The 25,972-nt window shown below is 63.0% G+C and carries 24 protein-coding genes; 17 read left to right on the forward strand and 7 right to left on the reverse strand.

Translation table 11 applies throughout. The features are described 5' to 3' along the window. The first annotated feature begins 19 nt into the window (after positions 1 to 19). From U1763_RS02400 to U1763_RS02415, 4 genes are read left to right on the forward strand one after another with little or no spacing between them, the layout of a single operon-like run. The gene (locus tag U1763_RS02400) at positions 20 to 385 is read left to right on the forward strand and encodes a hypothetical protein (RefSeq protein WP_332753932.1); all 366 of its coding nucleotides are present in this window, start codon (positions 20 to 22) and stop codon (positions 383 to 385) included. Positions 386 to 416: 31 nt separating this feature from the next. Beyond that, on the forward strand, positions 417 to 923 hold the full coding sequence (locus U1763_RS02405; RefSeq protein WP_332753933.1) for a hypothetical protein: 507 nt from the start codon (positions 417 to 419) through the stop codon (positions 921 to 923). 38 nt (positions 924 to 961) lie between these two features. Then, positions 962 to 1,462: a JAB domain-containing protein gene (locus tag U1763_RS02410; RefSeq protein ID WP_332753934.1), complete on the forward strand. Its 501-nt coding sequence runs from the start codon at positions 962 to 964 to the stop codon at positions 1,460 to 1,462. Next, positions 1,459 to 1,920 carry a hypothetical protein gene (locus U1763_RS02415; protein ID WP_332753935.1) on the forward strand — a complete coding sequence of 154 codons (462 nt, stop codon included), beginning with the start codon at positions 1,459 to 1,461 and terminating at the stop codon, positions 1,918 to 1,920. The genes U1763_RS02410 and U1763_RS02415 overlap by 4 nt, the downstream gene beginning before the upstream one ends. A 109-nt stretch (positions 1,921 to 2,029) precedes the next feature. Here U1763_RS02415 and U1763_RS02420 read toward each other — a convergent pair whose 3' ends face one another. Then, positions 2,030 to 2,839 carry a hypothetical protein gene (locus U1763_RS02420; RefSeq protein WP_332753936.1) on the reverse strand — a complete coding sequence of 270 codons (810 nt, stop codon included), beginning with the start codon at positions 2,837 to 2,839 and terminating at the stop codon, positions 2,030 to 2,032. Positions 2,840 to 2,858: 19 nt separating this feature from the next. Next, positions 2,859 to 3,452 (reverse strand): hypothetical protein, encoded by a 594-nt coding sequence (locus U1763_RS02425; RefSeq protein WP_332753937.1) that lies wholly within the window; start codon positions 3,450 to 3,452, stop codon positions 2,859 to 2,861. Positions 3,453 to 3,689: 237 nt separating this feature from the next. Between U1763_RS02425 and U1763_RS02430 the strand changes: the two genes are divergently transcribed. The 5 genes from U1763_RS02430 (at position 3,690) to U1763_RS02450 (ending at position 10,776) form a co-directional block, all read left to right on the forward strand. Further along, positions 3,690 to 4,847, forward strand: a complete 1,158-nt coding sequence (locus tag U1763_RS02430; RefSeq protein WP_332753938.1) for a phosphoribosyltransferase-like protein — start codon at positions 3,690 to 3,692, stop codon at positions 4,845 to 4,847. 6 nt (positions 4,848 to 4,853) lie between these two features. Next, positions 4,854 to 6,770, forward strand: coding sequence for a hypothetical protein (locus U1763_RS02435; RefSeq protein WP_332753939.1), 1,917 nt, complete (start codon positions 4,854 to 4,856; stop codon positions 6,768 to 6,770). Between the two features lie 139 nt (positions 6,771 to 6,909). Then, positions 6,910 to 7,866, forward strand: a complete 957-nt coding sequence (locus U1763_RS02440) for a hypothetical protein (protein ID WP_332753940.1) — start codon at positions 6,910 to 6,912, stop codon at positions 7,864 to 7,866. Beyond that, entirely contained in the window at positions 7,863 to 9,818 is a 1,956-nt protein-coding gene (locus U1763_RS02445) for an HAD hydrolase family protein (RefSeq protein WP_332753941.1), read from the forward strand. Before U1763_RS02440 ends, U1763_RS02445 begins: the two co-directional genes overlap by 4 nt. A 7-nt stretch (positions 9,819 to 9,825) precedes the next feature. Continuing rightward, positions 9,826 to 10,776, forward strand: a complete 951-nt coding sequence (locus tag U1763_RS02450; RefSeq protein WP_332753942.1) for a PfkB family carbohydrate kinase — start codon at positions 9,826 to 9,828, stop codon at positions 10,774 to 10,776. Here U1763_RS02450 and ybiA read toward each other — a convergent pair. Beyond that, positions 10,755 to 11,246, reverse strand: a complete 492-nt coding sequence (ybiA, locus tag U1763_RS02455; protein ID WP_332753943.1) for a riboflavin biosynthesis intermediates N-glycosidase — start codon at positions 11,244 to 11,246, stop codon at positions 10,755 to 10,757. The two genes, U1763_RS02450 and ybiA, sit on opposite strands and share 22 nt — an antisense overlap. Positions 11,247 to 11,293: 47 nt before the next feature. On the opposite strand from ybiA, the gene U1763_RS02460 reads away from it, so the two are divergent. The 4 genes from U1763_RS02460 (at position 11,294) to U1763_RS02475 (ending at position 16,540) form a co-directional block, all read left to right on the forward strand. Further along, positions 11,294 to 11,662, forward strand: a complete 369-nt coding sequence (locus tag U1763_RS02460) for a hypothetical protein (RefSeq protein WP_332753944.1) — start codon at positions 11,294 to 11,296, stop codon at positions 11,660 to 11,662. 719 nt (positions 11,663 to 12,381) lie between these two features. After that, positions 12,382 to 12,657 carry a hypothetical protein gene (locus U1763_RS02465; RefSeq protein ID WP_332753945.1) on the forward strand — a complete coding sequence of 92 codons (276 nt, stop codon included), beginning with the start codon at positions 12,382 to 12,384 and terminating at the stop codon, positions 12,655 to 12,657. A 16-nt stretch (positions 12,658 to 12,673) separates the two neighbouring features. Continuing rightward, positions 12,674 to 14,899 carry a hypothetical protein gene (locus tag U1763_RS02470; protein ID WP_332753946.1) on the forward strand — a complete coding sequence of 742 codons (2,226 nt, stop codon included), beginning with the start codon at positions 12,674 to 12,676 and terminating at the stop codon, positions 14,897 to 14,899. A gap of 270 nt (positions 14,900 to 15,169) precedes the next feature. Beyond that, positions 15,170 to 16,540 (forward strand): hypothetical protein, encoded by a 1,371-nt coding sequence (locus U1763_RS02475; RefSeq protein ID WP_332753947.1) that lies wholly within the window; start codon positions 15,170 to 15,172, stop codon positions 16,538 to 16,540. Between the two features lie 160 nt (positions 16,541 to 16,700). Here the strand turns inward: U1763_RS02475 and U1763_RS02480 are convergent, their stop codons facing one another. Together U1763_RS02480 and U1763_RS02485 are read right to left on the reverse strand one after the other, a co-directional pair. Next, positions 16,701 to 17,393, reverse strand: coding sequence for a DUF7002 family protein (locus U1763_RS02480; RefSeq protein ID WP_332753948.1), 693 nt, complete (start codon positions 17,391 to 17,393; stop codon positions 16,701 to 16,703). After that, positions 17,386 to 18,987, reverse strand: a complete 1,602-nt coding sequence (locus tag U1763_RS02485) for an adenylosuccinate synthetase (RefSeq protein WP_332753949.1) — start codon at positions 18,985 to 18,987, stop codon at positions 17,386 to 17,388. The genes U1763_RS02480 and U1763_RS02485 overlap by 8 nt, the downstream gene beginning before the upstream one ends. A 177-nt stretch (positions 18,988 to 19,164) precedes the next feature. Here U1763_RS02485 and U1763_RS02490 point away from each other — a divergent pair, with 177 nt between their 5' ends. After that, positions 19,165 to 19,746, forward strand: coding sequence for an HD domain-containing protein (locus U1763_RS02490; RefSeq protein WP_332753950.1), 582 nt, complete (start codon positions 19,165 to 19,167; stop codon positions 19,744 to 19,746). A 1,199-nt stretch (positions 19,747 to 20,945) separates the two neighbouring features. Here the strand turns inward: U1763_RS02490 and U1763_RS02495 are convergent. Next, on the reverse strand, positions 20,946 to 21,533 hold the full coding sequence (locus tag U1763_RS02495; protein WP_332753951.1) for an FAD-dependent monooxygenase: 588 nt from the start codon (positions 21,531 to 21,533) through the stop codon (positions 20,946 to 20,948). Here U1763_RS02495 and U1763_RS02500 point away from each other — a divergent pair. Continuing rightward, positions 21,516 to 21,851, forward strand: a complete 336-nt coding sequence (locus U1763_RS02500) for a nitroreductase family protein (protein WP_332753952.1) — start codon at positions 21,516 to 21,518, stop codon at positions 21,849 to 21,851. The two genes, U1763_RS02495 and U1763_RS02500, sit on opposite strands and share 18 nt — an antisense overlap. Positions 21,852 to 22,296: 445 nt before the next feature. Here the strand turns inward: U1763_RS02500 and U1763_RS02505 are convergent, their stop codons facing one another. Next, the gene (locus U1763_RS02505; protein WP_332753953.1) at positions 22,297 to 23,766 is read right to left on the reverse strand and encodes an NmrA family NAD(P)-binding protein; all 1,470 of its coding nucleotides are present in this window, start codon (positions 23,764 to 23,766) and stop codon (positions 22,297 to 22,299) included. Between the two features lie 82 nt (positions 23,767 to 23,848). On the opposite strand from U1763_RS02505, the gene U1763_RS02510 reads away from it, so the two are divergent. Both U1763_RS02510 and U1763_RS02515 read left to right on the forward strand, forming a co-directional pair. Next, positions 23,849 to 24,283 carry a winged helix-turn-helix transcriptional regulator gene (locus U1763_RS02510; RefSeq protein ID WP_332753954.1) on the forward strand — a complete coding sequence of 145 codons (435 nt, stop codon included), beginning with the start codon at positions 23,849 to 23,851 and terminating at the stop codon, positions 24,281 to 24,283. A 25-nt stretch (positions 24,284 to 24,308) separates the two neighbouring features. Then, positions 24,309 to 25,460 (forward strand): epoxide hydrolase family protein, encoded by a 1,152-nt coding sequence (locus U1763_RS02515; RefSeq protein ID WP_332753955.1) that lies wholly within the window; start codon positions 24,309 to 24,311, stop codon positions 25,458 to 25,460. Positions 25,461 to 25,972 lie beyond the last annotated feature (512 nt).

A 25,972-nucleotide genomic window follows, 5' to 3' on the forward strand; every position in this document is an offset into this window, starting at 1 on the left:
GCCCGAGGCGGAGATCCCCATGCCACGCGTCACCGCAGAACACGTCCAATCGACCCGGAAGGCCGTCGTCACCGCCGAACGATCCACCAATCGCGGCATCACCGACACACTAAGCTGTCTCATCGCGATGCAGGGCGAACGCACCGACGCCCGCGTGTTCATCGACGACAAGTCCATCGCCGCGATGACGCTCATGACCGAGAGCCTGAACATGCAGCTCTCCTCGCAGGCCAAGATCGCCGAAGCGCACGTCGTGATGACCGAAATGATCAGCCTGTTCGAGGTTCCAGGCTACGGCCCCGGTGCGTGCGTGCCCAACGAACCCGGCAACGGCATCACCGGCACGACATCCGGGACGCGCCCCGCACTCGTCCGCGTCGATTGACGCCATCCCATGGCCGTGATCGAACGCATTGATGCTGATCTACGTCACCGGCTTCTGGCTGCTCCTGTTCGTGCTGACCGCCATTGCGTGGTGGGGGCGCGACCGGAACGCCTCTTGGCGGGCGACGCTCTCCCAACCGGAGATCGGGGTCGCGACGCTCCTGATGGCCGCCGCGCTGCTGACGGTCGCGATGCGCCCGTCCTTCGCGACGCGGTTCGCCGGACTGGACATCGGCATGCTGACGATCGACGTCGCCCTCTTCGGAGGGCTCGCCGCGTACGGCGCGCGCACCGGTAGATGGTGGGTGTTGGCGGCAGCGGCGCTGCAACTGGTTTCGGCCACGGCGCATGTGACGCGGATGGTCACGCCCGGCATGTGGAGACTGGGGTATCAGGTCATGGAGGAGGCATCGAGCTACCCGACGCTGATGCTTCTCGGATGGGGCCTGTGGTCCCGGCATCGTATCGCGAGGAACGTCGAGCGATCGAGGACCTTCTCGATCGCGCAGGATCGGGGTCGCGCCGGCCGGCGGGCCTAGCCGATCTCCTGATCCGGGAATTCGGCTCGTTCGCCGGCGTGCTCTCGGGCTCGACCGCGCGCCTGCGACGCGCCGGGGCCGACGATCACGACATCGGAGCAATCCGATGGTGCCAGTCGGCGGTGCTGCTGTCGCTTAAACGTCGCGCAACCTCGGGGCCAGTGATCAGCACGTCGAGGGCACTTCGCGACTACCTGCACGTGGACATGAGCACCAGCAGCCGCGAACGCCTTCGGACGCTGCACCTGAACGCGAGGAACGAACTTCTGCTCGACGAGGAGACGTCGACGGGGACGATCGATGCCGCCCCTTTCCACACGCGCGAGATCGTCGGGCGCGCCATCGAGGTCGGTGGGACGTCGCTGATCCTCGTGCACAACCATCCCAGTGGCGACCCACGCCCGAGCACGCACGACGTCCAGGCGACGATCGCACTCGAAACGGTCTGCCGAGCGCTCGGCATCACGCTGCTCGACCACCTGATCGTGGGCCGTGACGGCATCGTCAGCCTGCGCGGCGAGGGATACCTTGCCCGATGAGCCGCCAGCGCGTCCGTCTATTCGGCTACATGGACCCGGTCGCCGACCCGCATGCGGCAAACGACAAGGTCCCGGCATCGCCACTGCGCACCCCCCAGGCCGTCATGCCACTGCCGCTGCCCCACCGACCGTCGTACCGCGCGCGCGCGCAGACGCTCTTCGACCAGCGACGTGACCGAGCTCGATCGTTCGGAGAACACGCGAAGGTCTTTCAGGAAGCGGCTTGGGACATCCTGCTGGAACTCTTCCTCTGCCACGAGGATGGCCGCCGTCCGTCGACGACGAGCGTCGCCTATGGATCCGGCGTCCCGGTCACGACCGCCTTGCGGTCGCTGAAGAAACTGCAGGCGAGCGGCCTGGTCGACAGCGAAACGGACATGGAGGACACCCGCGTCAGGCGCATCACGTTATCGCCCGATGCCGTGCACATGATGCAGCGCTACCTCGACGACGTCTGACGATCTCCCCTGTGCCCCGATCGCATCAGCTTCGCAAAGCTGAAAACACCCCGCTCCGATCGAGGCGCAAGCCCAGCCCAAGGTTCGTTTCCGCGTCGAGACGATGCGGTCATTCAGCCCTTCCCTTGAGGAACGGCGTAATCAAGGTCGCGAAACGTCGGGCGATGCTCGGTTTGGCCGCGCGATCCATTGGAGCGCCCGTCGAGCCCATAGGCGGCGTCGCCCCACGCATGGTCTTCACGACCGTCCCATCGACCTGTCGAACTCTTATCGGTCCTTCGACGCGCCTTTCCACGCCCTCCCTGCGCCCCTGATCATAGTTCTCGTCGTGCGACTTCGCCAGATGGCCGGCGAGGCGGTAGATGTCCGATTTCGTCCACCAGTCGGTGCGAGCGCCCATCGGTTCGAAGATGAAACCCATCCAGTATCCCATCTCCCGGGAGAAGAGGTCGGTCAGCAGGTCGTCGTCCAGTCTGTCCCGCTGCCAAAGTATCGACAGCCTATGGAAGTAGCGCAGAACCTCGGAATAGCCCTTCAGCTTGTCTTCGGGATCCTCGAGATCGTAGGGATTCTCGGTTGACCAGTCATTCGCATGGTGGAACTGGTAGAAATGCTCCGCCATGTTCCGGGACAGGGCGAACGGCGGTGAGTAATAGTCCTTGTGGAGATCCAGAGTAGTCTTGATCCGATCCTGGGTACGCCCCGCGCCGAATACGGCCCACGCGACGATCGTCGATCCCAAGACCGACACGAGGCTGGGCAACACGGTGGTGATGCCGAGTGCGATGCCCGTGGCCGCCACCGACAGCGTCACCAAGATGATGATCGTCAAAATGCCCATCTCGCCGGCCCCCTCATCTTTGTCCCGGCTTTCCGTAGAAGCCCGCCCGTCCGTTCCGCAGCAACGCGTCCGGGTCAATTCCTCGCCGATTTCGATATCAGCCTAGGACGGCACTGAAGTCCGCGTACCGCAGTCCCGGAGGCGCCCCGGCCTGATGCGCGTCCATCAGATCCGGATCCGTCATGCACTTCACCATGAACGCGTGCTCGACCGCTTTCCGCTGAAGAACATGACGGGCCTCGCTCCGGCTGAGCCGCGCGTTCTCGGCACGACCGGCATCGTTCATCTCACGGTGGTAGCTGTGTTCCACCCGCCCCGCCAGGAGGGGCCGATCCATGACGAGCAATGCGCCGGGCAGCTGTATCTCGGGGTGTTGCGTGAAATGGAGAGTGATGTCCGTCTTCAGCCCGTCCAATTCTAGCCAAGCATGTGAGACCATGATGTCGTCGGTTCCGTCGTTGACGTAGCCCACCACGGGCGTCGTGGTCACCCCCCTCTCCCTCTCCAGGTAACGGTTCAGGAACATCGTCACGAGGTAGCAGCCGCCGGTGTAGCGGTTCGGGACCACGAACCGCTCGAACAGTCGTATCGCCGTCTCGGCTACCGCGGCGCCGTCGCCTGACATCTCGCTCAGCACTCGGTTCTTCGACGCCTCGTAGGCGATCCTCCGTCCTTTCGCTTCGCCCACCATTCAATCTCCAATGGTCACATTCAACAATGGACGAACGCAACGCCCGGCGTCTTCCACGAGACGACACGCCGTCGCAACAGGAGATGCCGCGGATCGGCTGAATCCTTCGGGAGTCTGCGCCCCGCATGACGATACATCGAAGATGTCGAACGCCGATGCACGATAGATCGCATCCGCTTCGGATGGATCTACTTCACGCTGGTGGACGATGGGGTCGGCACAGAGCATTAGGCCCCGATGCACAACGCTCTGGCCCTCAACCTCGTAGCCAAAGTCATGGACTGGGACAACGAGATCGCGACCAGGGAATATGCCTGGCTTCAACTCATGTCCTCGATGAAGTACGACGGCTATTCCGACTTCCGTGCCGGCGTGCGGTTTCTAGAAAGTCTCGTATCGTGGCTGCGACACTTCGACCCACAGGATCGCGCGGCGGCGTACGCACTGGTCAAGACCCGACTCGTCTACGTATCCGGGGCGGAGATGCAGCGCGTGATCGAGACGTTCATTCCGGAGATCGTGACGCCCTATCTTCGTCGGGTGGTCGCAGGCCGCCTCGGCATAAAGCCGTACGAGGTCTGGAAGACGGCGGAAGGCTCATCCGCGTATCAGCAACACCTCCGCCGATGTCTGTTCGTCGGTCTCAGCGACGGCAGCAGGATCGACATCCTGCGTCGGGCGAATGCGGGCCGCCTTTCCCAGGAACAGGTGGTACCCATGATGAACGTGGACGACGAAAAGTGGAAGGGGCTGTCGGACGATCTGCAGAAGGAGCTTGGCCCCGGTGCGACTTTCGACGATGTGTACCTCATCGACGACTTCACCGCCTCGGGAACGACGTTCATCCGTTTTCCGGAAGACGGGCCGCCCAAGGGCAAACTCGCGAAGTTCGAGCGCATCGTAAGCGAGGCCAAGGCGCGGCTGAACGGTGCGTTCCCGCTCGCGGAGAACTACACCGTGCACATCCACCACTACATCTCGACTACCCAGGCGCGTGCCGCGCTCAAGGGCAGGATCGTCGAGGCGGAGACGAAGCTCCCAAATCGCAACTACGGCAACGCCGTCGTCACCGAAGGGCTGCTCCTGCCTGCCACGCTGAAGATCGGCACGGTGGACGCGGCTACCGAAACCATCACCGCGACAAGCTCCGCCGACGATGCCTTCATCCGCCTGTGCGATAGGTACTACGACCAGGACCTGTTCAAACGGCTCGAGAAACATTGCCGGGAGGCGGGTCAGACGACCATGCGCTACGGCTACGCCGACTGCGCGCTCCCCCTCGTTCTGGAGCACAACACACCGAACAACTCCGTCCCGTTGCTCTGGGCGGAGACGAATGGCGCGAAAGGCCTCCCAATGCGTTCCCTATTCCACCGACGCGACCGGCACGGCTGACGGGCGATGGCAAACCCCTTCCTGCGCCGCGCCACGGAATACGTCCGCGACGACGCATCTTTCCTGTCGATCGTCAGTCCTTCCCCGCTGACAACGTTCCTCGCGAAGAACAAGCACAAGGACGACATGTTCGAGGTCCCGGTGAGGATCATCGGATCGCCAGGCAGTGGCAAGACGATGCTTGCGACACTCGCCGAGTTCAAGATGGTCGAGGCAATCCTCAAGGATCCATCGAACGCGACCAATCGAACGCTCGCAGCCGCACTCAGCGACGCGGGGATACTCCAGGGTGGCAAGCCACACGTTGCCGCCGTGCGCGTGCCGATGGAGTCGGAATATCGCGAGTTCTGGGAACTGCCCTACGACCCCGGGGTCAAGACGAGGCTCGCCTTCTGGCTCGTGCAGGCCCGGGCGATGCTCGGACTGATCAGGAACCTCACCGCGAACCGGACCAGGGACATAGCCGACATAAGGTTCGTCGCCAGAGCTGAATACGAAGCGCATCTCGAGCAGATCGGTGGATTGACGGCAGTCGGCATCCGCGATCGCGCGCTCGCCGTGCAGCGCGCGATCTATTCGGTCGGTGCCGGGCTGCGGCCGCCCAGACTTAGCGATCTGCCCGAAGATGCGACAGCGCCCTATGCGCCGTTCGACGCGATCCACAGAATACGTATAGATTGGCAGGGTGAGGACATCGAGGTCAATCCGCTGGTGATGCTGGACGACGTGCACGCCCTCCATCACGATCAACTCGAGGCCATGTTCGAGATGCTTTCGCATCGCGAGATGCGCTTCGGTCGGTGGATGATGATGCGGTTGGATGCCCTCAGCCCGGGCGCTGTCCTGCGTTCACCAGGCGAGCAGGCTTCGCACAACCGCGCGCCCGGTCGGGACTTCGTCGACATCCGGATGCAGGCGGACAACGAGCGCAAAGGGGTCGCACGCGGCCAATTCCGGACGATGGCCCGAGACATGGCCAAACGCTACCTGCCTCTCGTCGAGGCGCTGAGGAACCGTGGCGCGACCGATATCGATCGCCTCCTTCCATCCGCGCCCCCCACCTTCCCCCCCGGCAAGCTGCGGGAACTCGAGCAGAAGGTCGCCAGCGACCAGCAGAAGCTGAAGATCGGAGCGGCCCGGCGCAAGGAGATCGACGCCCTCGTCGTCGACTATCTCCGACGCACGCCCAGCTTCGACCAGGGACCCGAAGTCGGGCTGGCCATGTCCAGGATACTGCTGCACCGCTATTCGATCAGGATAGCCAGATCCACGCCATCGCTTTTCGAGGAACTCGACCCGGATCCCAAGACGCCGCTCAAAGCCGATGCGGATGTCGCACATGGCGCGCGGATCCACCTCAATCACGACTACGGACGCCCCCTCCACTACGGCGTCGAGGACATCTGCGATGCCAGCAACGAGAATGCGGAGGTCTTCCTCCAGTTCGCGGGCGCGCTCGTCGCCAACATCGAAACGCGAGCCATCCGCAACGACGATCTTCCTCTGCCGGCGAGGACGCAGCAGTCGGTACTGACCGAAAAAGCCAAATCCATCATGGATGGCTGGTCCTTCCCGCACGCATCGAGGGTGAGAGCGATGGTCGACTCTATCGGCCGCGACTGCCTCGCGGAATCGATGCTCGCCAACGCGCCGCTAGGTGCCGGCGCCAACGCCATCGCAATCCTGGAATCGGACATGCAGGCACTTTCCCTGGACGACGAACTCGGCACAGTTCTGAAGCACGCGATCGCGAATGGCGCCGTCACGATCGAACGCGACTATGGGCAAGGCGGCAAGAAATGGGCGCTCATCGAACTCACCGGCACCGTGGGCCTTGTCCATGGCCTGACCTTCAACCGCGGAGGCTTCCTACCCAAGAAGGTGTCGTATCTGCGCCAGATCGCGAACCTCGATGATGAATAGACCCCACTGGGCGAACTGCATCGCCAATTTCGACACGGACGTCGCGGAGTTCGTTCCCGACTATTTCGGGGACCAGACCCGCAAGGTTCTGCTGGTCGGGGCGGCAGGTTTCGACCCGCGATCGAGAAAGGTCGCAGGCATGCTCGCCGAAACCCTGGGAGACAGGTTGAGCGCATACTTCCTGCGGGAAACCAGACCGAGTCCGTCCGCCGCCCTTCTCGACAAGGCGAACGCGAACGAGGATGCCCTCAAGGCGATCGTCCCGAATTCGAAGGTGTTCGAAGTCGAGGTCTTCGCCGACGACGGCGCGCCGGTGGGAGGGACGCGCGTCGTATCCATACTCGAGGAAAATCCGATTCCCGCCGACGTCACGGACGTGATCCTCGATCTGAGTGCGCTTTCGATAGGAATCGGATTTCCGGCTGCCCTTATGCTGCTACAGGATTGCGAGGCGTCGGTCGGGCGGGCGTTCCACCTCATGATCGTCTCGAATCCGGAAATGGATGATCGGATCGTCAGTATCCCGTCCAACAGGCCCAGTCCGGTGAAGGGCTTCGCTCACGATATGGGCGCAGCCGATCTGGAGATCGCGCAGATCTGGATCCCGCAACTTGCCCGCGGACGAACCACGACGCTGACCCAGATCGGTGCCGACATCGGTAAATGCTACAAGATCTGCCCGCTGCTGCCATTCCCCGCCCGCAACCCGCGAAGGGCCGACGATCTGCTTTCGGAATACCAGAACGAGCTCATCAACGAATGGGAGATCGATCCGCGCGACATCGTCTACGCGTCCGAGAAGAATCCCCTCGATTGCTACCGGACACTGTCGACGCTCAAGACGCGCTTCGACAGGACAATGGATGGCACGTACGAACCGAGGATGGTGCTGTCGCCGGTCGGAAGCAAAGTCCTCGCGGCCGGCGCCCTGATGGCCGCGATCGCGCACGGAATGTCCGTGCGCTATCTTGAGACCGAGAGCTACGACTTCACCGAGCACGCTGGAACACTGGCGGCGTCTTCGGACATGATCGTGCATCTCATCCTCGCGGGCCCCATGTACGAAGGCTACGACGCCACGATCGGTCATCCATGAAGACGCCACATTTCAGCGCGAAACTCGACGGTCTTCCCGCCACGCTAGACCTGCTGGCCGGATACGAGCCCCGACTGCTCGCGTCGGCGCTGTCCAAATCAGCCGCCAGACACGCGCTTGCCATCGGGTCGGGCGGTTCCACCGTCGCCGCCGAGTTTCTCAGTCGGTGTCGCGACACCCTCGGTCTCGGCGCGACCTCGGTCCAGACACCGATGCAGGCGGTGATGGAGTTGCATGATCTGGACGACAGCGAAGTGTGGCTGTTCAGCGCGAGCGCGGAAAACGCCGACATCGTCGCCGCCGCAGGTGCGGTCCTCGACCGGCACTGCGCGCGGCTTCACATTCTGACGCGGAACCCGACGGGTGCGGCTGCGGGCATCGTGGAGCGTGGTGGCGGCACCGTCCACGTCGTGCCGGTCGCCGACGAGAAGGATGGATATCTCGCGACCCACTCGCTCCTGGCATTCACCGGTGCGCTGCTCATCGCCAGCGATCTCGCGTCACGCGAGCCGCGAGGGTCGGCGGTGCTATTAGACACTCTTGCATCGCATCTGATCACCAAGCGCGATCTTGGAAACCGGGCGCTGCTCCTCGACAAGCTGTCGGCATTGCGCCGCCAGGATACGATCATCATTGCCGCCGATCCTCTCCTGCGCCCGCTGGCGGTCCTGATCGACACGTCGCTCTGGGAGGCCTCGCTTTGCCCGGTACAGACGACCGACTTCCGAAACCTGGCGCATGGTCGTCACGCGTGGCTGCACCACCGCGCCGGCGAGACGTGCGTCATCGCACTCGCCGGCGCGGAGTCGGGCGTGGTCTGGGATACGATCGACGGCGCGATTCCCGCCGATATCCACCGGCACACGCTGCGATACGGGGGATGCGGCCGCTTGGAGAACGTCCTTGCCCTACTCGATGGGTTGGGTCTGATCGAGGCGATCGGGGAGGTCTTTGGGATCGACCCTGGAAAACCCGGGATCGGCGAGTTCGGTCGGACCGTCTACGATGATCGCTCCCTCGCCGTGATCGCAGACCAGCTGTCCTCGACGGTTCGGCACAAGCGGTCGGCCATCGCACGAGCCGACGCCTCGACTGAAGCCGTTCGGAATCTCGCGCCCATGGCGAGCGGTCGGCTCGCTGCTCTCGCCCTCGTCGACATCGGCGGCATCGTCTTCGACTACGACGGAACGATCGTGACGACCGAGGGACGCTTCGACCCGCCAAGCGACGCCATCACCGCCGAGCTCCTGCGACTTCACGGCAGTGGTGTACGGATAGGCATCGCCACGGGACGTGGCGGGTCTGCCGGAAAGGATCTACGCGAAGCGCTTCCCGAGGACGTACTGCGCACGGTCGTCATCGGCTACTACAATGGTGGTTACGTCCGTACGGCCGACATCGATATAGCGAACGACCGCCCGGCCTCCGACCCCTCGATCGCCGGTGTGGCCGAATGGCTTCGGAATCGACCTGACTTGTTTATCGATCCGAAGTTCGATGCCAGAGAAGTCCAGATCACCGTCGCCATGGCCTGTCTCAGGCACCCGTACCGGTTCGCGCTGGACCTCATGGACTGCCCCTTCATCGTAAGCGGCGGCGCCCGGGTCCTGGGCTCGGGACACAGCTACGACATCGTCCCGGCCGGCAGCAGCAAACTCGTCGTGGTCGATCGCCTTCGAGCGGCCGCACGGCATGGCGAGGAGATTCTCTGCTTCGGTGACAGCGGTTCTGGCACAGGAAATGACAACGCGCTGCTTTCCCACCCGTTCGGGATCAGCGTCGGAGAGGTCTGCGGTGCGGTGGACGGGTGCTGGTCGCTGTTCGGCTCCAGGCCATCCGGTCCAGACGCTCTTCTCAGAGTGCTGCAAGCTCTGGTACCCACAGCCTCCGGACGCATCCGGCTCGATGTCGAATCACTTGGGCTCGACACCCGGCATGGAATGAGTACATAGGGAGAACATGGGCATTTCTGACAGCAGCATGCGTTACCGGGTCGACGTTGCAGGAACGGGTTTCACCGTGCTCGACCGCATATACGCCGATGGCGATCTGACCGAGGAAGCGCTCGGGGGATCGTGTGGAAACGTACTGCTGTCCCTGGCCATGCTGCATCGAAACGTGGCTCCGGTCCTGGCTCTCGGCGACGATGACGAGGGTGGTCGACTGGTCGACGAGTTCAGCCGCGCAGGTGCCGTGATCGAGTACATCAGCCGTCGCTCGGATCTGCGCTCGCCCATCCTCGCCCAGGAACTCGACACGATATCCGGACAGCACGACTTCACCTTCGTATGCCCCGACACGCAGGTGGACCTTCCGCGCTATCAGCCGATCGGCAGGGACGAACTGGCCCTCGCCATGCCGGTCTTCGCGCACTGCAGCGTGTTCTACACAGACCGGCTTTCCGACAGCATAGTCGAAGCGATGAAGACCGCCAGCCTCGCAGGAGCGATCATCTTCTTCGAACCGTCCGACATCGAAGAGAGCGCGTTGTTCGCCACCGCGTTGGGCTTGGCATCGGTGCTGAAATACTCCGAAGATCGTCTCGGTGAGAGCCTCGCCTATCTCGATACGGCTTGCATCCGCATCGTGACGCACGGTGCCGCGGGCCTTGAAGTTCGCGATGACGACGATTCCGTCTGGTGCGAGGCTATCGATGCTCCTCGCGTCCTGGACACCTGCGGATCTGGAGACATGGTCAGCGTCGGGGTCATCGACTGGCTCCTCACCAACCGGGTCGGGCCGACGCGTCTGACCTCCGCGGACCTGATCGGGGGCATAGTCGCCGGGCAGAGGCTTGCAGCGGAGAACTGTGCCTATGCAGGGGCCCGCGGTCTCTTCAGGACGCGCGGTGCCGACTATGTCCGCGCAGTCCTCGCCGGAGGGCGCCGCTACTCGGCGGCGACCAGATAGATCTCGTCGCCTTCGGCAGTTGCCTGCAACTCCGCCCGAAGCTCCATCAGCATCACGCCAAGCATGTTCTTGCCGATGCCGTTCACCTCTCCCCAAAGACGATTGACGTCATTGTCGACCGTTGCGCTCTCGACCAATCGAGCGTCGCCGGTCGAGAGCAGCAATGCGCGAAGATCTTCATGCTGGGCGAACTTGGCGCGCAGAATGGCACGCATCCGATCGAACTTGGTGGTCGACCAGCCAGGTGCCACATCCCAATAGTATAGGCCATGCGCCGCCATCGCGAGGAGCGACGGCGACGGCGCATCCATCAACCACTGCCGCACCGCCGGCTTGCGGGCCTTGCCGGCCTGATAGGCATGTTCGCTGGTAGCGAAGACCTCGCCTTCGAACTCGACGTCGCGACGGTGGAGATTGCTGAACGCACCGTAGGGTTTTTCACTCGCCCGGTAGAAGCGGATCTCATCCATGCGGTCGTTCCTTGCTAATTTGCACGTTAAAATGCATGCTAATTTGCATGAAGCCGACAATCAAGGAAATAGCGCGCCTCCGGGACGATATGACGGTCGCACTGAAGAGTTCCGGCCTATCCTTCGCGGAAATCGGAAAGCTTTCGGACGTAGACGCAAGCCAGGTCGGAAGAATCTGCAAAGGGAACTTCAAGACCTTGAGCCACAACCTGGTGCAGGTCTGCAACGTATTGAAGGTATCAATACCTACCGTTTCGCCCAAGGCGATGGATCGGGATCTTGCGATAGCCCATTCCAGTCTGATCAAGATCTGGGACCAAACGCCGCAAGGTGCCAGGATCATACGGCGCATGTTGGACTCGATCGCCGAATTGCAGACAGCCCATGCGGACGAGGCATCACCGTCGGCCGAATGAGGAGCTGCAATTATGACCGTTCGTCGCACCTGCCAGTCCAGAAGAAAGCCACGGCACGCTCCGGTCGCCGCATAACGCGTGCGACAGGCATCGGACGCCAGAACCGTCAGAACCGCGTCGACGGTCGCCACGACCCGCCAGCAAATGAGCGCTACCCGAAGCATGGTCCGGATCCCAGGACGGCAAAACAGGTTCGGAATTCGGCGCGAGCGTCACTGCCAATAAGACCTCTGTCCTGTTATCGGATTAGCATGTTGAAGACCTGAATCCGACGGCGCGCCGCTCAAGGCGCGCGCGCTGAAATCCAACTTGCTGAGATCGAGGCATCGATAGCGGCACTGAACGACGAGGACCTGCTGGATCTTGCGGACATCTTCGCCCGCGAACCTCGACCGACATTGGGAACATTGGCCGCCGCTGAGGCGGCGAGACGCAATCTCGCTCCTTGACGACGGCTGTCGGGTGGAGGGCGGTCAGTGCGTACGCCGAATAATGGGTCATGTCCGCCTTCGGCGTCGGCGCGCCGGCGAAACGACTTTCATCGCCGTGTCCTGAGACCTCGCAGAGCAGGTGCGTTCGACGTCGCGAAGTCGGATGATCGTCGCCGTCAGTTCCGACACGAGACACCGTCATAGTTTCGGCAGTTTGCATTGATGAGAACAATTGGGTAACGCCACGTCGTCACCTCGGCACCACCACCTCGCCTTGGCACCCGCACAATGACAGACCTCTTGCTCGCCTTTGCCTCGACGATAGTCACCTGCGTCGCCATCCTCGTGTCGGTGGCCTTCTGGCGCGTGCTCCGTGCCGGCCCGGGAAAGGTCGCGTATCTGCGTCGCAAGCACTACGGACTCGTGCCCTGGGCGACGGGGGGACTGTCCAAGACGTCCGGTGGGGGAAGCACGCTTCACGAACTCGAAGGGCTGGAGATGCGCGCATCGGCCGGCCGCCTGAGCTACGTTCGCCAGACGCGCGCGCCCACCTCCGACATCTGAGCGGGCATATTCCCTCTTGATCGAGAGTCCGTTCCGCCTCCCTTCGGCAGGCGAGATGCCTTGGGTAGGCGCCAGCCATTCGTTCGCCGGCTGGGTTCCGAACGTGTCGGGCCACCTGTCTTTCACGATGGTCGATCCGCGAGGATCCCAATCGACGTACAATCACCAGGCCGATCTGGGCAAACCACGGGTCGTCGCGCTGAAACGTCAACGTCTCGCCCAAGACTACCCCTTCTGGGACTATCTGGTGAAGACGTTCCGTCCCGCGGCCGCGCAGGAGTTCATCGTCTTGGCGCAATCGTGCCGCGTGAGGACGCCGTACTTCGTCGGATCCGAACTGAAGGAAGCGGACGACGAGCATGGCGCACTGTGCGGCGTTATCATCGTCGTACCCGTCGATGACGACGCCACGACGAAGACGCATCGCACCAATCTTCTCGGACGCCTCGACAACGCCATTGCCGACGCGATCGCGGACAGAGCCGAAGGCGCCGCGGACCATGGCAGCGGAATAGCGCTGGATCTGCTCGACGAGATCGATCGCGCCCGTCCGCACGTCGCCTGCTACCTGCTGCGCTTCGCCCTGTTCCGAACCGGCGAGCTTCGCATCTGGTTCGACATCGACGAATTCGTCGGCCGCAAGACGGCGGACGAGACCGCGACGCCACAAGAAGCGCTCACGGCCGAACGACTTCCGGCGCAGGCCTACTACTTCGTGAAGGATCTCCTTCACGCTCACTATCATCACGACCCGCATTCCGATCAAATCCTACCACTCACCCGCCTCTCCTCCGCCGAGACGGACGCTGATTTCCATGCCGACGAAGTGCGTTGGCGATATGTGACACTGCGCGGCCTCGTTAGGGTCGTCGTGGAGTTGAGGCAGAGCAAATCGCTCCAAGGCCACAAGCGCGCGCTTGGCATCATCGCCTATGCCAAGGCCTTCCAATCTGTCCTGGCGGTGACGGCCCGCGAACGGTCGGCATCTCCGACATTCGTCACCCATGACGACATCATCCGCTACGATTTCGACAATCTGGCGATGTCGATAGGCGCGACCGACTCGGCGGCGGAGTCGGTTAACACATCCCGTCTGCAGCTCTACGCCATCATGGTGGGCATCCTCCTGTCGGCGCTGGCCTTGTGGGCCGGTGCCGTGCAGATCCAGCCGATACTCTGCGCCGCGCTCGCCAATCAGGTCGCCTGTCCCAAGGTCGGACCCGGCCCGGTCGTGAGTCTGATAAACGTCATCGTCGCCAATCCGCTAGCGTTCTGCAGCGTCCTGCTCGGGACAGGCTTCCTCGCGTTCATCGCCCTGTTCCGGGGAACAGGGGCGATACCCTGGGCGGAACGGTTCATCAAATGGCTCCGGGGCCTCAGCGACGCCGCAGGTGTGCAGATATCGCGTTCGACGAAGGGATCCGACATACTTGGCTGGCTCGTCAGCCTGGCGTTGCTCGGCGTAATCGCCGCAGGCGCGTTGTTCGTCGCATATCGCATCGCCCCCAAAACCCATGTGCCCGAACTCCGCGTACAGGAGCGTGGCCGTAGGGTCGGCCCATGGGGCTCACTGCAACCACTGGTGGGAAGAAACCTTGATCGGAGCGGCCTGCTGGCGAAGAGCGTCGTCGCCCAGGACGTGCGCAACCTACTCGCCGGCGATTACCAGACCTTCTTGCGACTGCTCGGACAACCGGCGTTGCGGCGCGAAGGCGACCTGCTCGTCGCTCATTCCCCCGCGACTCCCGGTGGCGACGGAGCCTATCTTCTCCTCGACCCGAACGGCCAGCGCATGGAAGCCGGCCTGCGCAGCGATGGCGCCTTCCGGATCCACCGCAGCCCCGGTGGAACTTTGACCCGCCCCGCATCGGTCCGAATGTTTCTGGCAGGAGCGCAGGCCTCGGACGCGGAGCCCGTGCCCATGGAGACGTCGGGCTGCGAACTGTCCCAGGGCGGACTCAATGGGCGAACGCTACAGTTCAGGGGCAACCTCCGGGCGACCCGGTTCTGCGAATTCAACATCGACCTGCAGAAGGGGCAATCGCTCTCATTCGATAGCCGGCATGCTCGAGGTCTCGACGTGCAGGTCGTCAATCGGAGCGGATCTCACCCGATGACTCCGGTCTATCTCGCCGCACTGCCGGGCAGACAGGTCATCCGGATCTCGTGGGCGGGATGGGATCCCAAGGGTGCCGCCGCGTTGAAGCCCCGGCCGTTCTTCGTCAGGCTGGACATCCACTAGCTGTGGCGACGACTTCGCTCGTGGACATGCCGGCGTCGCGACCGGACCCGGCGGGCGGCCACGAGATGTCGCTCACGCATATACGCGCGCGGCACGGTTCAAGCGATGGTGGCACCGCGCATAAGTTTCGTTTCCACGGTGCGTCATCGATCCTACAAGGCAAACACGCAACGCGGTGCGACGCACCGAAACGACGTATGACGCCTTCATCTATGCAATTCGATAACCGGCGTCGCGCTAGAGTCGGCGGCGCAACGGAGACCCAATGTTATGCTACTTCATAAGGACGCGATCCTTGATCGGCTGGCGAGGATCGGGAACGTCGCGCAGTTCGTCGGTTTGCGCCCTGGTCCGAACGGTCTTGAGCAGAGCTACAATCGCATCCTTGGACACGAGCCGAACGTGGCCTTTCCAAGCTATCAAGATGCAATCGCCGCACTGATCGCCAGCAGCGCAGAGCGCAGCGTGAATGTCCGCAGTTACGTACCCGCGGATCCCCGCAGCCGCGAATTCGTCTACGGAATCAAATCACTCGACGAAGCGATCGCGACAGTCCGCCGTCTGGCCGCGACCGGACTTCACCTACTGGTAAACGAGACGATAGACATCCACGACGGCGGTGTGTCCGGCGTCGTCCAAGGCGACCTCGTGGAGTTCGCACCCGACGACACACCAAGGTGCGTCGAGAAGCCCGGCGTCGTCTCGCTTCCGTTCGACCAAGCGGTCACGCTTCTGACGAACGTATATGGTTTCACCCCCGACCTCAGGTCAGCGCCGGGCGAACGGTCGGAATTCAGCATCCATCCCGCCGAACGCGGTTGGCTTGGAAGCCATACGCTGCTTTGGGAACATGAAAGCCAAGTTCCCGGCGACATGGCGGCGGCGCAGCGCTGGCCGAACAAGTTCAGCAGAATGATCGGCGACAAGACATATGGCCTGCTGATCGCACATGGCCTCGGCCTGCCGGTACCGCGAACACTCGTGATCAACCGCAGATTGGCGCCGTTCACCTTCGGAACGCCGACCGGATCCTGTGAGATATGGACGCGTACCTGTCCCGTCGAACCACATCCGGGATTGTTCACGACGGTCAAGGGATGGACGGACCCATTTGCCCTGCTGGCGAAGGAAGACCCGGATGGGCAGGTCATCGCCTCGGTGCTGAGGCAGGACGCGGTGCCGGCTTCTCACTCCGGCGCCGCGATCGTCGGATCGACCGGTACGCTGCTAATCGAAGGTCGGCACGGCGAGGGCGACAGGCTGATGCTTGGCATCGAGCTTCCCGAGGACCTTCCCAGCAATGTGATCAACGACGTCCATGCGGTGTTCGACATGCTGCGCAGGACATTGGGGCCCGTGCGGTTCGAGTGGGTTCATGACGGAACCAAGGTTTGGGTGGTCCAACTGCACTGCGGGGCGACGGAAAGCTCGGCAACCGCGATCGTTCCCGGCGAGGCCGAGACATGGACCGATTTCAGGATCGAGGATGGCCTCGACAGCCTCCGGACGTTGCTGGACCGGCTCCCGGCCGGCGGCGGCGTCACGGTCGTCGGCGAGATGGGGCTGACGAGCCACGTGGCGGACCTGCTCCGACGCGCAGGCCTCCCCGCACGATTTCCGCCACGCAGCGCGGCGGTCTGACGAGCAGCCGATAGTACCGACCAAGCCACGGATCATCGCCCGGGGCGGTAATGCCGCCGACATCACGCCCCTTTGGGTAACACGTTCCATGTAACTGCCAGGGAAGGTCGCGCGTGTCCGGGTCTTAGTCCCACCGCAAGGGCTTACCCGAAGGGTGTTATCAAGGATGATCGTCCGGAGTCGCCTGAGCCGACCGCCAGATCTCGGACAATATGGTGTCGTTGCGGACCGAATGCACTGCCAGCACGTACGCGGCGATGTCCGGCACGGAATGATCGACTACAAGCTCGACCACGTTGTTCGCGTCACTCCTGGTCTTTCCGCGTTCCGCGAACGGGAAGTCGGCGACGCGCTTGAAAGTGGCCAATCCTCGGCGCTGCGGCTTGAAGAGCGTCGCGCCGCTGTTGATCGGACTCAGCCAGATGCGATCGCGATGGGCGGCCACGAGGCGCGCCGTATCGATCGTCAGAACGGTCTGCGTCACGTTGCGATAGGCCGCCGCTCCCAACAGGGTCCAAATGCGGGATCGCGAGAGCCAGAAGAAACTTCGCGAGTTGAGAAGCTCGTACCACTGCTGCGGGGAAAGGCCGTCATCGAGACAGGCCGCCAACTTGTCGTCGGTCATCGGCTTCTGATCGCGCAGGACCGCGCCGGGCTGACTTGCGGCCTGCAACGGCACGGAGTCCGGTCGGCGGCAGGACCCGAGTTGATGACGCCGTTTTCCCTCGACTCCGTAAGCCTGAAGAAGAGCTGCGGCGCTCAGCAGACCATTGTCGCGGATCGCCGGCCAGGCCCCGTCATGGGCCATGTGCCAGAGCCGGGGGTATCGCGCGATCAGCTCCTGCTCAGTCATGATCGAACCCCTTTTCAAGAACCCCGTCCAGGGCGAACTCCTTGGATACCAGCGTCACCGGTGCCCCGGCTACCCGCTCGACTCGAGCGATGAAGGTGCGCGTCTCTTCGTTCAGTTGGTCGAACGTGCCGGCGGCGCGGTTATCGATACCCAGATAGTCGGCAAACGTCACGGCTATGTCCGTGGCTCCGTTCAACAGCGCGGAACGCCGCAGCTGCGCCCAGTCGAATTCGGCCATTCGACGCTTGTTTCCCGAAATCGTGCCCTTCTCCACCTTGGCGAACTCACCCTTGCCAATGCCGGAGCGCTCGGCGACGTCGTCCATGTCGATCTCGCGACCCATCCAACCCGACGTTCCACCGACGCGGATCGGATAGGTGCGCAGTACCAGAATGACCTTCCGCACACGTGCCGGAGCGATCCCGGCGTCCGAGAGGCAGCCCGCAGCAGAGGTTTCACGCGACGTGACACTCGGCCAGAAGCCGTGATGGATGCTCAGGAGCGTGCCTTGCGTACCTTCCAGAAGCACTCGCGTGCCGGCGGAGAAGTGCCGATCGAGCTCGGCACGAACATCGCGCACGTACTTCGCGAGCTGAGGCACATCCCGCGCGAGCTTGACCGCCGGACCGAGTATCGGTTCTTCGCCTCTGTTGACGATCTTGCGCGCCGTCGCGGCGCCGACACCCTGCTTGGTGGATGCGATCGACGTCAGCGCCTTGCTCTCGATCCGACGGTCCTCGTCGTCGATCACCATCGCTTGAGGGTCGATCGACAGCCGCTCCGGCGTCAGCTTCAACTCCAGTATCTCAAGCATCAACTGAGGCAGCCAGAGCGTCGAGCCTGCGCCGATCAGGATGGCGGCATCCGTGTTCGTGCCGGTTCCGGACGGCAACTGCACGTACTTGTAGGGCGGATCCTTGACCAGGTGTCCAGCATTCGGCCCGCCGATCCTCATCAGGACCCCGTAGCGATTTGCCAGATGCGCGCAGACATTGCCCTTTCCCTCGCTGCCGTATTGCCCCCCTACGATCACGTCCACCAGCCGTCCCGGCTGCGGCGCCGCTTGATCGCGAAAAGCCATCGCGGTCACCGCCAAAGTGGTCGGATCCGCCTTGTCGGCGTCCAGGACGAGATCCGCGCAATCTCGAAGCTCGCCGACGCGACTCTCGGTCACGTTCACCTTCACCTCATTGTACGAGGCGAATTCGCGATGCTCGGGACTGCGTGCCAGGTACCGCCTGCCCAGAAGCTCGTCATCCGCGTGCAGATGCACATGAAAGACCTTCGCCCCGAAGCTCTTCCGCAAATGCTCGATCTGTTCGGGCGTTCGGGCCGAATCGACGAGAAGCGTGGCATCGTCGCCTCGTTGCGCCACCTCCTGGGCAATCATCGTCGCGACCCATGCGCCGCCGGTCTCCTGATCCAGTCGATCTCCCGCGACCTGGAGCTGGCCGCGATGGTTCTCGACCGAAGAGTTGGCGAGAATGTACGCGCTCGTCGAAACGCGCTCCGCGCCGAACAGCACACCCAGCTCGTCGGCGAACGAAGATTTGCCGACACCCACCGGACCGGAGAGCACAATCAACAGCTTCATAATCTGCATCTCCGGATGTTTTCGTCACGATCCATTCCGTTGGTCATCCCAGACGCGTTGGCAATCGACGCAACCGCATCGGATGCGATTTGCGTCGCCTCGCACCCCCAGTGACGGTTCAAAGAAGTCCTAGTCCAGATCCTTGGCTCGACGGTGCCATCGTGCAAAAGGAGGAAAATGAACGTCATGACCAATCGCATAATCGCCGTGAACATCGCCCGCGGCCCGACCATCATGCTCGCCAGTGGGCGGGTCTTCGATTTCCTTGATCCTCACGGCAGCGACTTCACAATTGAGGACGTCGCGCACGGCCTAGCCCATGTCTGCCGGTACGCTGGTCAGTGCCGGGCCTTCTACTCCGTCGCCGAACACAGCATGTTGGTCAGCGACGTCACCGTCGACCACCCGTATGAAGCCTTGCTCCACGACGCGGCCGAGGCCTTCATCGGTGACGTGACCCGCCCACTCAAGCAGCTGCTGCCGGAGTACAAGGTCATCGAGGCCAACGTCGAGGACGCCGTTTCGAAGCGCTTCGGAATGAGCGACGGATACCGAGCGGCGGTGAAGGCGGCCGACCTCAGCGTCCTCGCAGCCGAACAGGCACAGGTGATGGCCCCCGGGACGAACAGCTGGGCCGCCGAGGCAGGCATCGTTCCAGCAGCGGTCCGCGTGCGTTATCTCAACCCCGATGACGCCAAACGCGAGTTCCTAGACCGGTACGAACGTCTTCGGCACATGTCGAGTTCGCACAGGTCCTGATCCACCGATCGGATGGCTATCCGTGACATACACGACGAGCCTTAACGTTGGCCGGAAAGTGCCGATTTTATCCTCGGACACCCCCAACCCGCGCCATGTCGTCGACAGTTCTTTCAATCTGGCCGCTGGAAAACTTCACCGAGCTGGAACGAGCTCGAGCGCCAGCACCGCCTCGTCTCGCGTGGGACCAATAAAGGCAGCGGCACGTCCTGCAGTCCGAGATCCAGAGCTGCGGCGACCGTCTCCGCAATCTCCAGGGCGTCCGTGTCGTCGATAGGGTCCTGATCGTTCCGTCCAGCGGCATCGGCGCCCCCCTTCGTCACATCGCCCATCAAAGGGGCGAATGCGTGTGGTCCCGTTACCCGTCAATCGACTTCCGGTGTTCGCATCCCCCAAGCGTATGCCGGTTCCGATGCGGCAGACGCATCTGGCCGGCGACCGGACCTGCCCTGGGCCGCGCCGCCGTCGCTGATCCTGGGCTTGTACCGGACAAACACGCTCTACTTTCCTTGTCCCAGTTCCGCCCGTCACCTGGGTCAAGCCGGCGCTTTTGCTCTTCGACCAGTTGACGCTGATCGCGCCCAATGGCGGCGACCGCGCCCCTTAGATCCGCGCACACGTCGGCTGAACGAGCTCGGCATGGTCCGGGCCGAGGTGCCTCGCGGCGGCTGGAACGAGAAGGTGGGAACGACGCCCAAGCTACCACCAATCAGCGTCGTCCGTGACGGCCGCGACCGTCCCGGCAATCTCCCCTCCTGCAATATGCGCTGCCTTGAAGTCATAAGCTGCGAGGGACCCATTGCGTAACATGACGTCTTACAAACCGACGCTGATCGCCTCTATGCGATCGGGACTTGGCAGGAGGTGGGCTGCAGATCAGATACGTCCGCTAGCGTCGGATTTCAGGCCCTCCAAATGCCTGGATTATCACTGCGCTCAGAACTAGTCTCCGAATACGGCGGGCACCACTAGCGGCATGAACCGCAAATTCGCATCTGATCGGCCTAGTATTCCCACCAAGGACGCAGATGCGTGAACGTTACTATTGGGTGTGACGCATGTCAGAGTTGGGCTGGGATGATCGACGAGCGCCTTGGCATCGATGCACTGACTTAACTTGGCGCTATCAGACAGGCGAGTTGTCTCGCGAGCAAGCGCATTTCCTCTGGGGAGAAAACTGTAGTCCATCCAGAGCGCTATCACAGCGCCAAAACCCCTGCATTTACGAAACCGTCCGGTCGGACGTAGATAACCGCGTCGTCAGCTTGTCTTGTCAGACTTTCCCATGACACGCCTCCTTCGGTAAAGGCGAAGTCGATGCCGTCCCGGTAAAATCGACCAGTCGACGGCGATTCCGATGCAGGACCGCCGATCGCCACCGGCGTCGATCCGAACAGGTCGAGGGTAGAGCGACGCTCGCCACCCACGTCGATCCAGGCGTGCGGGAACCGCGTGCCAGCCTGGCCCTGCAGGACCGCGACAGTGTCGTCATCGCCATAGCGGTATCGCATCTGAACCTCGTCATAGTCCTGCATCGCGGCGATCTGCGCGGCGTTCGTAGCGGTGCGGATGCCGAACCTCGCGTCGAAATCGGTGCGGAGTCGGGATTGGAAGCCGTTCCGTTCCGCCACTGGCCTGCGTTCGCGTTCATAGCTCTCAAGCAGACCGGCGTCTGATTTGCCGTTCAGGACGTCTGCCAGTTTCCACGCTAGATTGTGCGCGTCGGCGATGCCGGTGTTGGCGTTCATGCCGCCGAACGGCGCCATGGCGTGCGCTGCATCACCCATCAGGAAGACACGCCCGTCGAGATAGCGGTCGGCCACGCGGATACCCACTCGTTCGATGCCGGCACCGCCTCGGGCTATATGGCGTTGCAGGCGCTTCGCATGGGATGGTCCGTTCACGGCATGGCGGGCTTCGATCGCCAGCGCCTTAACGAGACGCTGAACATCCCCGAAGGCTACAGCGCCGAGGCAGGCTTTGCGATCGGCAGGCTCGGCGACCCTGTCTCCCTGCCCGCCTCGCTGCGCGAGCGGGAGCGGCCGAGCGACCGACTGCCACTGTCGGAACTGTCCTTCGAAGGCGGCTTTCCCGCCGATCATTAGGTCAAGCTAGACGTCCGCTTCTTCGGCTAGAACACTCTGAAGCGGACGGACTGGTCCTCACCAGACATTGCCGTTCGTTATCGCACAGACCCTTCTAACATCCGCATGTACGACGACCTTCAGGAAGTCGCCGCGTTCTCAATGGACTATCTGAATCCGAGAACGCGCTTGTCGTCTCGATGCCGTTCCTAGGCGTTTAGTCCCGGCAGCTGGTGGATCGGATCCGGGTTTCCCCATTATAGGGCTATTATCGAACGCCCCGACCGGAGCGACGCGAACGATGACGCATCCCCAACGCGCGAGCCGCGCCAACCCCCAAGCAACGTGGACGAAGTTCGTCAACTGACGTTTTGGCGCCAATCGACGGCTGCGGCTGATAGCCCAGCGAGGAACATCGTTCTTGTACGGCGTTCCTTATCGGAAATGGTAATCAGGCTGTACGGCGTCAGGGCTGCGGCAAATGCAGACCGTCCTTATGGAAGGCTGCCGCGACCGCCGGTCGCTCCAACAGGCGACGAGTGGCGCCGGTCCACGCCGGATAAGCCGACATCGCCACGTCGATCGTCGTTCCCCAGCGATAGAAGACCAGCAGGAAGGCGTCGGCGACCGTGTAGGTGTCCGGCACGGCCCAGCAGCGGCCGTCGCCCCAAATCGTTTCGATACTGCCGAAGGCGTCCAACACGCTGGCGCGCCCACGCGCGGCAATCCCGGCCTCTGCCCCGGCGTCGTCGGTGAACCGTGCAGGCCGCCACAGACCGCCGAACGCGATCGCGTGGACATGACCCGAAAGCCAGCTGGTCCATTCGATCGTGCGCGCCTCCCGCGCCGGATCGGTGGGCACAAGGCCGAGCGCCGGCCGCAGCCGCGAAAGATAGGTCATGATCGCCGGGACCTCGGTGAGCAGCAGCGGCTCGCCGGCAGCGCGTCCTGCGACAGGCGAAAGCGCAGGTACGCGCCCCTTGGGGTTGCGCGCGCGCCAGATCGGGCGGGAGGTCTCGTCGTCTGCCGCTCGCGCCGACACGCGATGCGCGGTGTAGGGAATGCCGAGCTCCTCCAGCACGATCTGCGAAAAGGCTTTCCGGACCACGTCTCGAAGGCTGGCAGTTGGTCGTCCCAGCAGACGCCCAAGCGTACCCGAGCTGTCTTCCAGTACGCCACCCGCGGCGCCGGCGCTCAGGCCGGCCAGCATCGCCGCGACGGGCGCCGGCATGCCGCTCGCGGCCAACGCCTGCGCGTAGTCGGCTTCGGGCAGGTCGCGGTAGATCACCGGATGACCGGATGCCTCGGCGAACACCTCCGCGACGTCGGAGAGGGTGAACGACGTGTCACCAGCCAGTTCGTGAACACCGGCCGCCTCCGGTCCGGCGGCGAGTATCGTAGCTGCCGCCTCAGCGTAGTCGGCACGCGCGGCCCCCGAGATACGCCCGTCACCGGTGCTGCCGAGCAACACGCCGTGCGCCAGCGCGGCGTCAACTCCGATCAGGTAGTTCTCGATGTACCAGCCGTTGCGTAAGACGGCGTGCGGCAGCGTACACTCCGCGAGCAACGCCTCCGTCGCCCGGTGGGATGGTGCCACGCCGAGGTGGTTGCGGTCGGCGTGAAGAACGCTGGTATAGGCGATGAAGCGCACCCCGGCCGCTACCGCAGCATCGATCACGGCGCGATGCTGTTCGACGCGACGGGCGGGATCGTCGGCAGAGATCAGCATCAGCCGATCCACGTCCAGGAGGGCAGCGGCGAGATCGGCAGGGTCGTCATAATCGAAGCGTCGCACCGCCACGCCGCGAGCCGCGAGATCAGTCGCCCGATCGGGATCACGGATGAGCGCCACGATCTGATCGGGCGTCGTTATCCTGAGCAACGCATCTATCGACAGCTTGCCAAGCTGCCCGGTTGCTCCAGTGACTGCGAACATGGTCGGCTCCTTATTTCTTGAGCGACCTCACGTATTGAACTAGCTATCGGATAGTAAGTACGCACATGAAGGTAAGTGTCGAATGACGACCGACGGACACCTCGCGTCCCAGATGCTGCACGGCGACGCGTTCGACGCCAACTGTCGATCACGCGAGGTGCTGGTCGCCATCACCGGCAAGTGGAGCGTTCTGATCCTGGTAGCGCTAGATGGCGGCACGATGCGGTTCGCCGAGCTGCGCCGTCGCGTGAACGGGGTCAGCGAGCGGATGCTGGCCGAGAGCCTACGTCAGCTCGTGCGATATCGCCTCATCGAGCGGCGCAGCTTCCCGGTCGTGCCGCCGCACGTGGAATATACGCTGACTCCCCTCGGTCACGAGGCGGCCGGTCAGCTCGCCCAATTGACTGATTGGATCGAGGGCAATGTCACGCAGTTGATCCCCGGTGATCTGGCACAGACCGAGCAAACCGAAGTTTCATTCTCGACGCTGACCGGCAAACCCAGCTTCTTGCCGTAATGACCAGAACAGAAGGAAGATTGTAGTGCCACCACGTCAGCATACGATCGCGATCGCCGAGGAAGCCTTGAGCGAGTTGCATCGGCGCGTGTCAGCAGTGCGCCTACCCGAAGTGATCAATCTTGACGGGACTAACGACGGCGCCAGTCTGCGGCTGGTGCAGCGACTGATCGATCGATGGCTAAACCGTTACAGCTGGCGTTCAGCGGAAGCTCGGCTCAATCGCCTGCCCCAGTTCATCGCCAGGATTGAGGGTCTGGATGTACACTATGTCCATCAGCGTGGCATCGGTCCTGCGCCCATGCCGCTCGTTCTGACGCACGGATGGCCAGGGTCGTTCATAGAGATGGAGCGCATTCTGCCGCTCCTAACTAACCCCGGCGCTCATGGCGGTGACCCGGCCGATGCATTCGACGTGGTGGTACCGTCACTCCCCGGTTACGGCTTTAGCGAGGCACCGCCGGCGGCTGGCGTGAACGCAGCAGTCATCGCCGACATGTGGGCAGAGTTGATGTCCGGACTGGGTTACGACAGATTTGGCGCGCAGGGTGGCGACATCGGTGCAGGCGTGTCCATGTGGCTAGCACGGCAGCGACCGGAGTTACTGACCGGGATTCATGTCAACTATATCCCGGGCAGCTTCATGCCGCATGTCCATGAAACCACGAACCCCGTCACGCCTGGCGAGCAGCGTTTCCTCGAGAGCGCACGGTTGTTCGCGGCTGAGAATGGCGCTTATGCGGCGCTACAGGGCACGAAGCCGCAGACGCTGGCTTACGCCCTTTCCGACAGCCCAGTCGGTCTTGCCGCATGGATGATCGAGAAGTTCGATGCCTGGAGTGATCATGACGGCGATCTTAACGCAGTAATCCCGTTGGACACGATCCTGACGAACATCGCCCTATACTGGTTCTCGGGGACGATCGACGCATCTCTCCGGCTTTACAAGGAAAACAGGCTCCGCCCGCTGTCGTTCGGTCCGGACGAGCGTGTCGCGGTTCCGCTAGGTGTGGCGGTCTTCCCGTGCGAGTTGCCCCTGCCTCCCCAGAGCTGGGTCCAGCGTGTTTTCGATGTTCGACACTGGAGCGTGATGCCGAAGGGCGGGCATTTCGCAGCGCTCGAACAGCCAGCCGCCCTCGCCGAGGATATTCGCGTCTTCTTCCGCCCGCTTCGCTGAACATCGCAACCGTCAGTTGTGCGATCACGCACCCATCTCCTCGCCGGACGTCGGGTCGACTCCTTCGCCGAGCTTCCGTTCGACTGCCCATGCCGGGTCGTTGACGCCAATCCGATCAGGCATGGGCTGGCTATTGAACTCGACATTCCCGTCTGGCCGTTGAACACCGCAACTGGCGAAAACCGGCGAGATCCCGAAACTGACCTCACGCGGCGGGACCGGCTCGTTAATTGATTCTGGCAAACGCTATCGACGGCCTGCGATGCGATAACGCGATCGTGACGACCAGACAGGGTCGTCCGTACGGGCCGACTTCGACGGAGGGAACGGCGCGGTGACCAAGCTCCATCTTGGATTTTCTTAGACGGTTGCTGCGTGAAGATCGGCGGACACCTGCACGTGGTGACCTCCACCGCCGACAGATCGTGCGCGCTGGCGCCGACCGATCGGCGTCGTCCGGCGCGTCGCAACGGAAAACGCCGGGCACGACACTGTCGAACCCGGCGTAATCT

The sequence above is a fragment of the Sphingomonas sorbitolis genome (assembly GCF_036663875.1).
Classification (GTDB): Bacteria; Pseudomonadota; Alphaproteobacteria; order Sphingomonadales; family Sphingomonadaceae; genus Sphingomonas.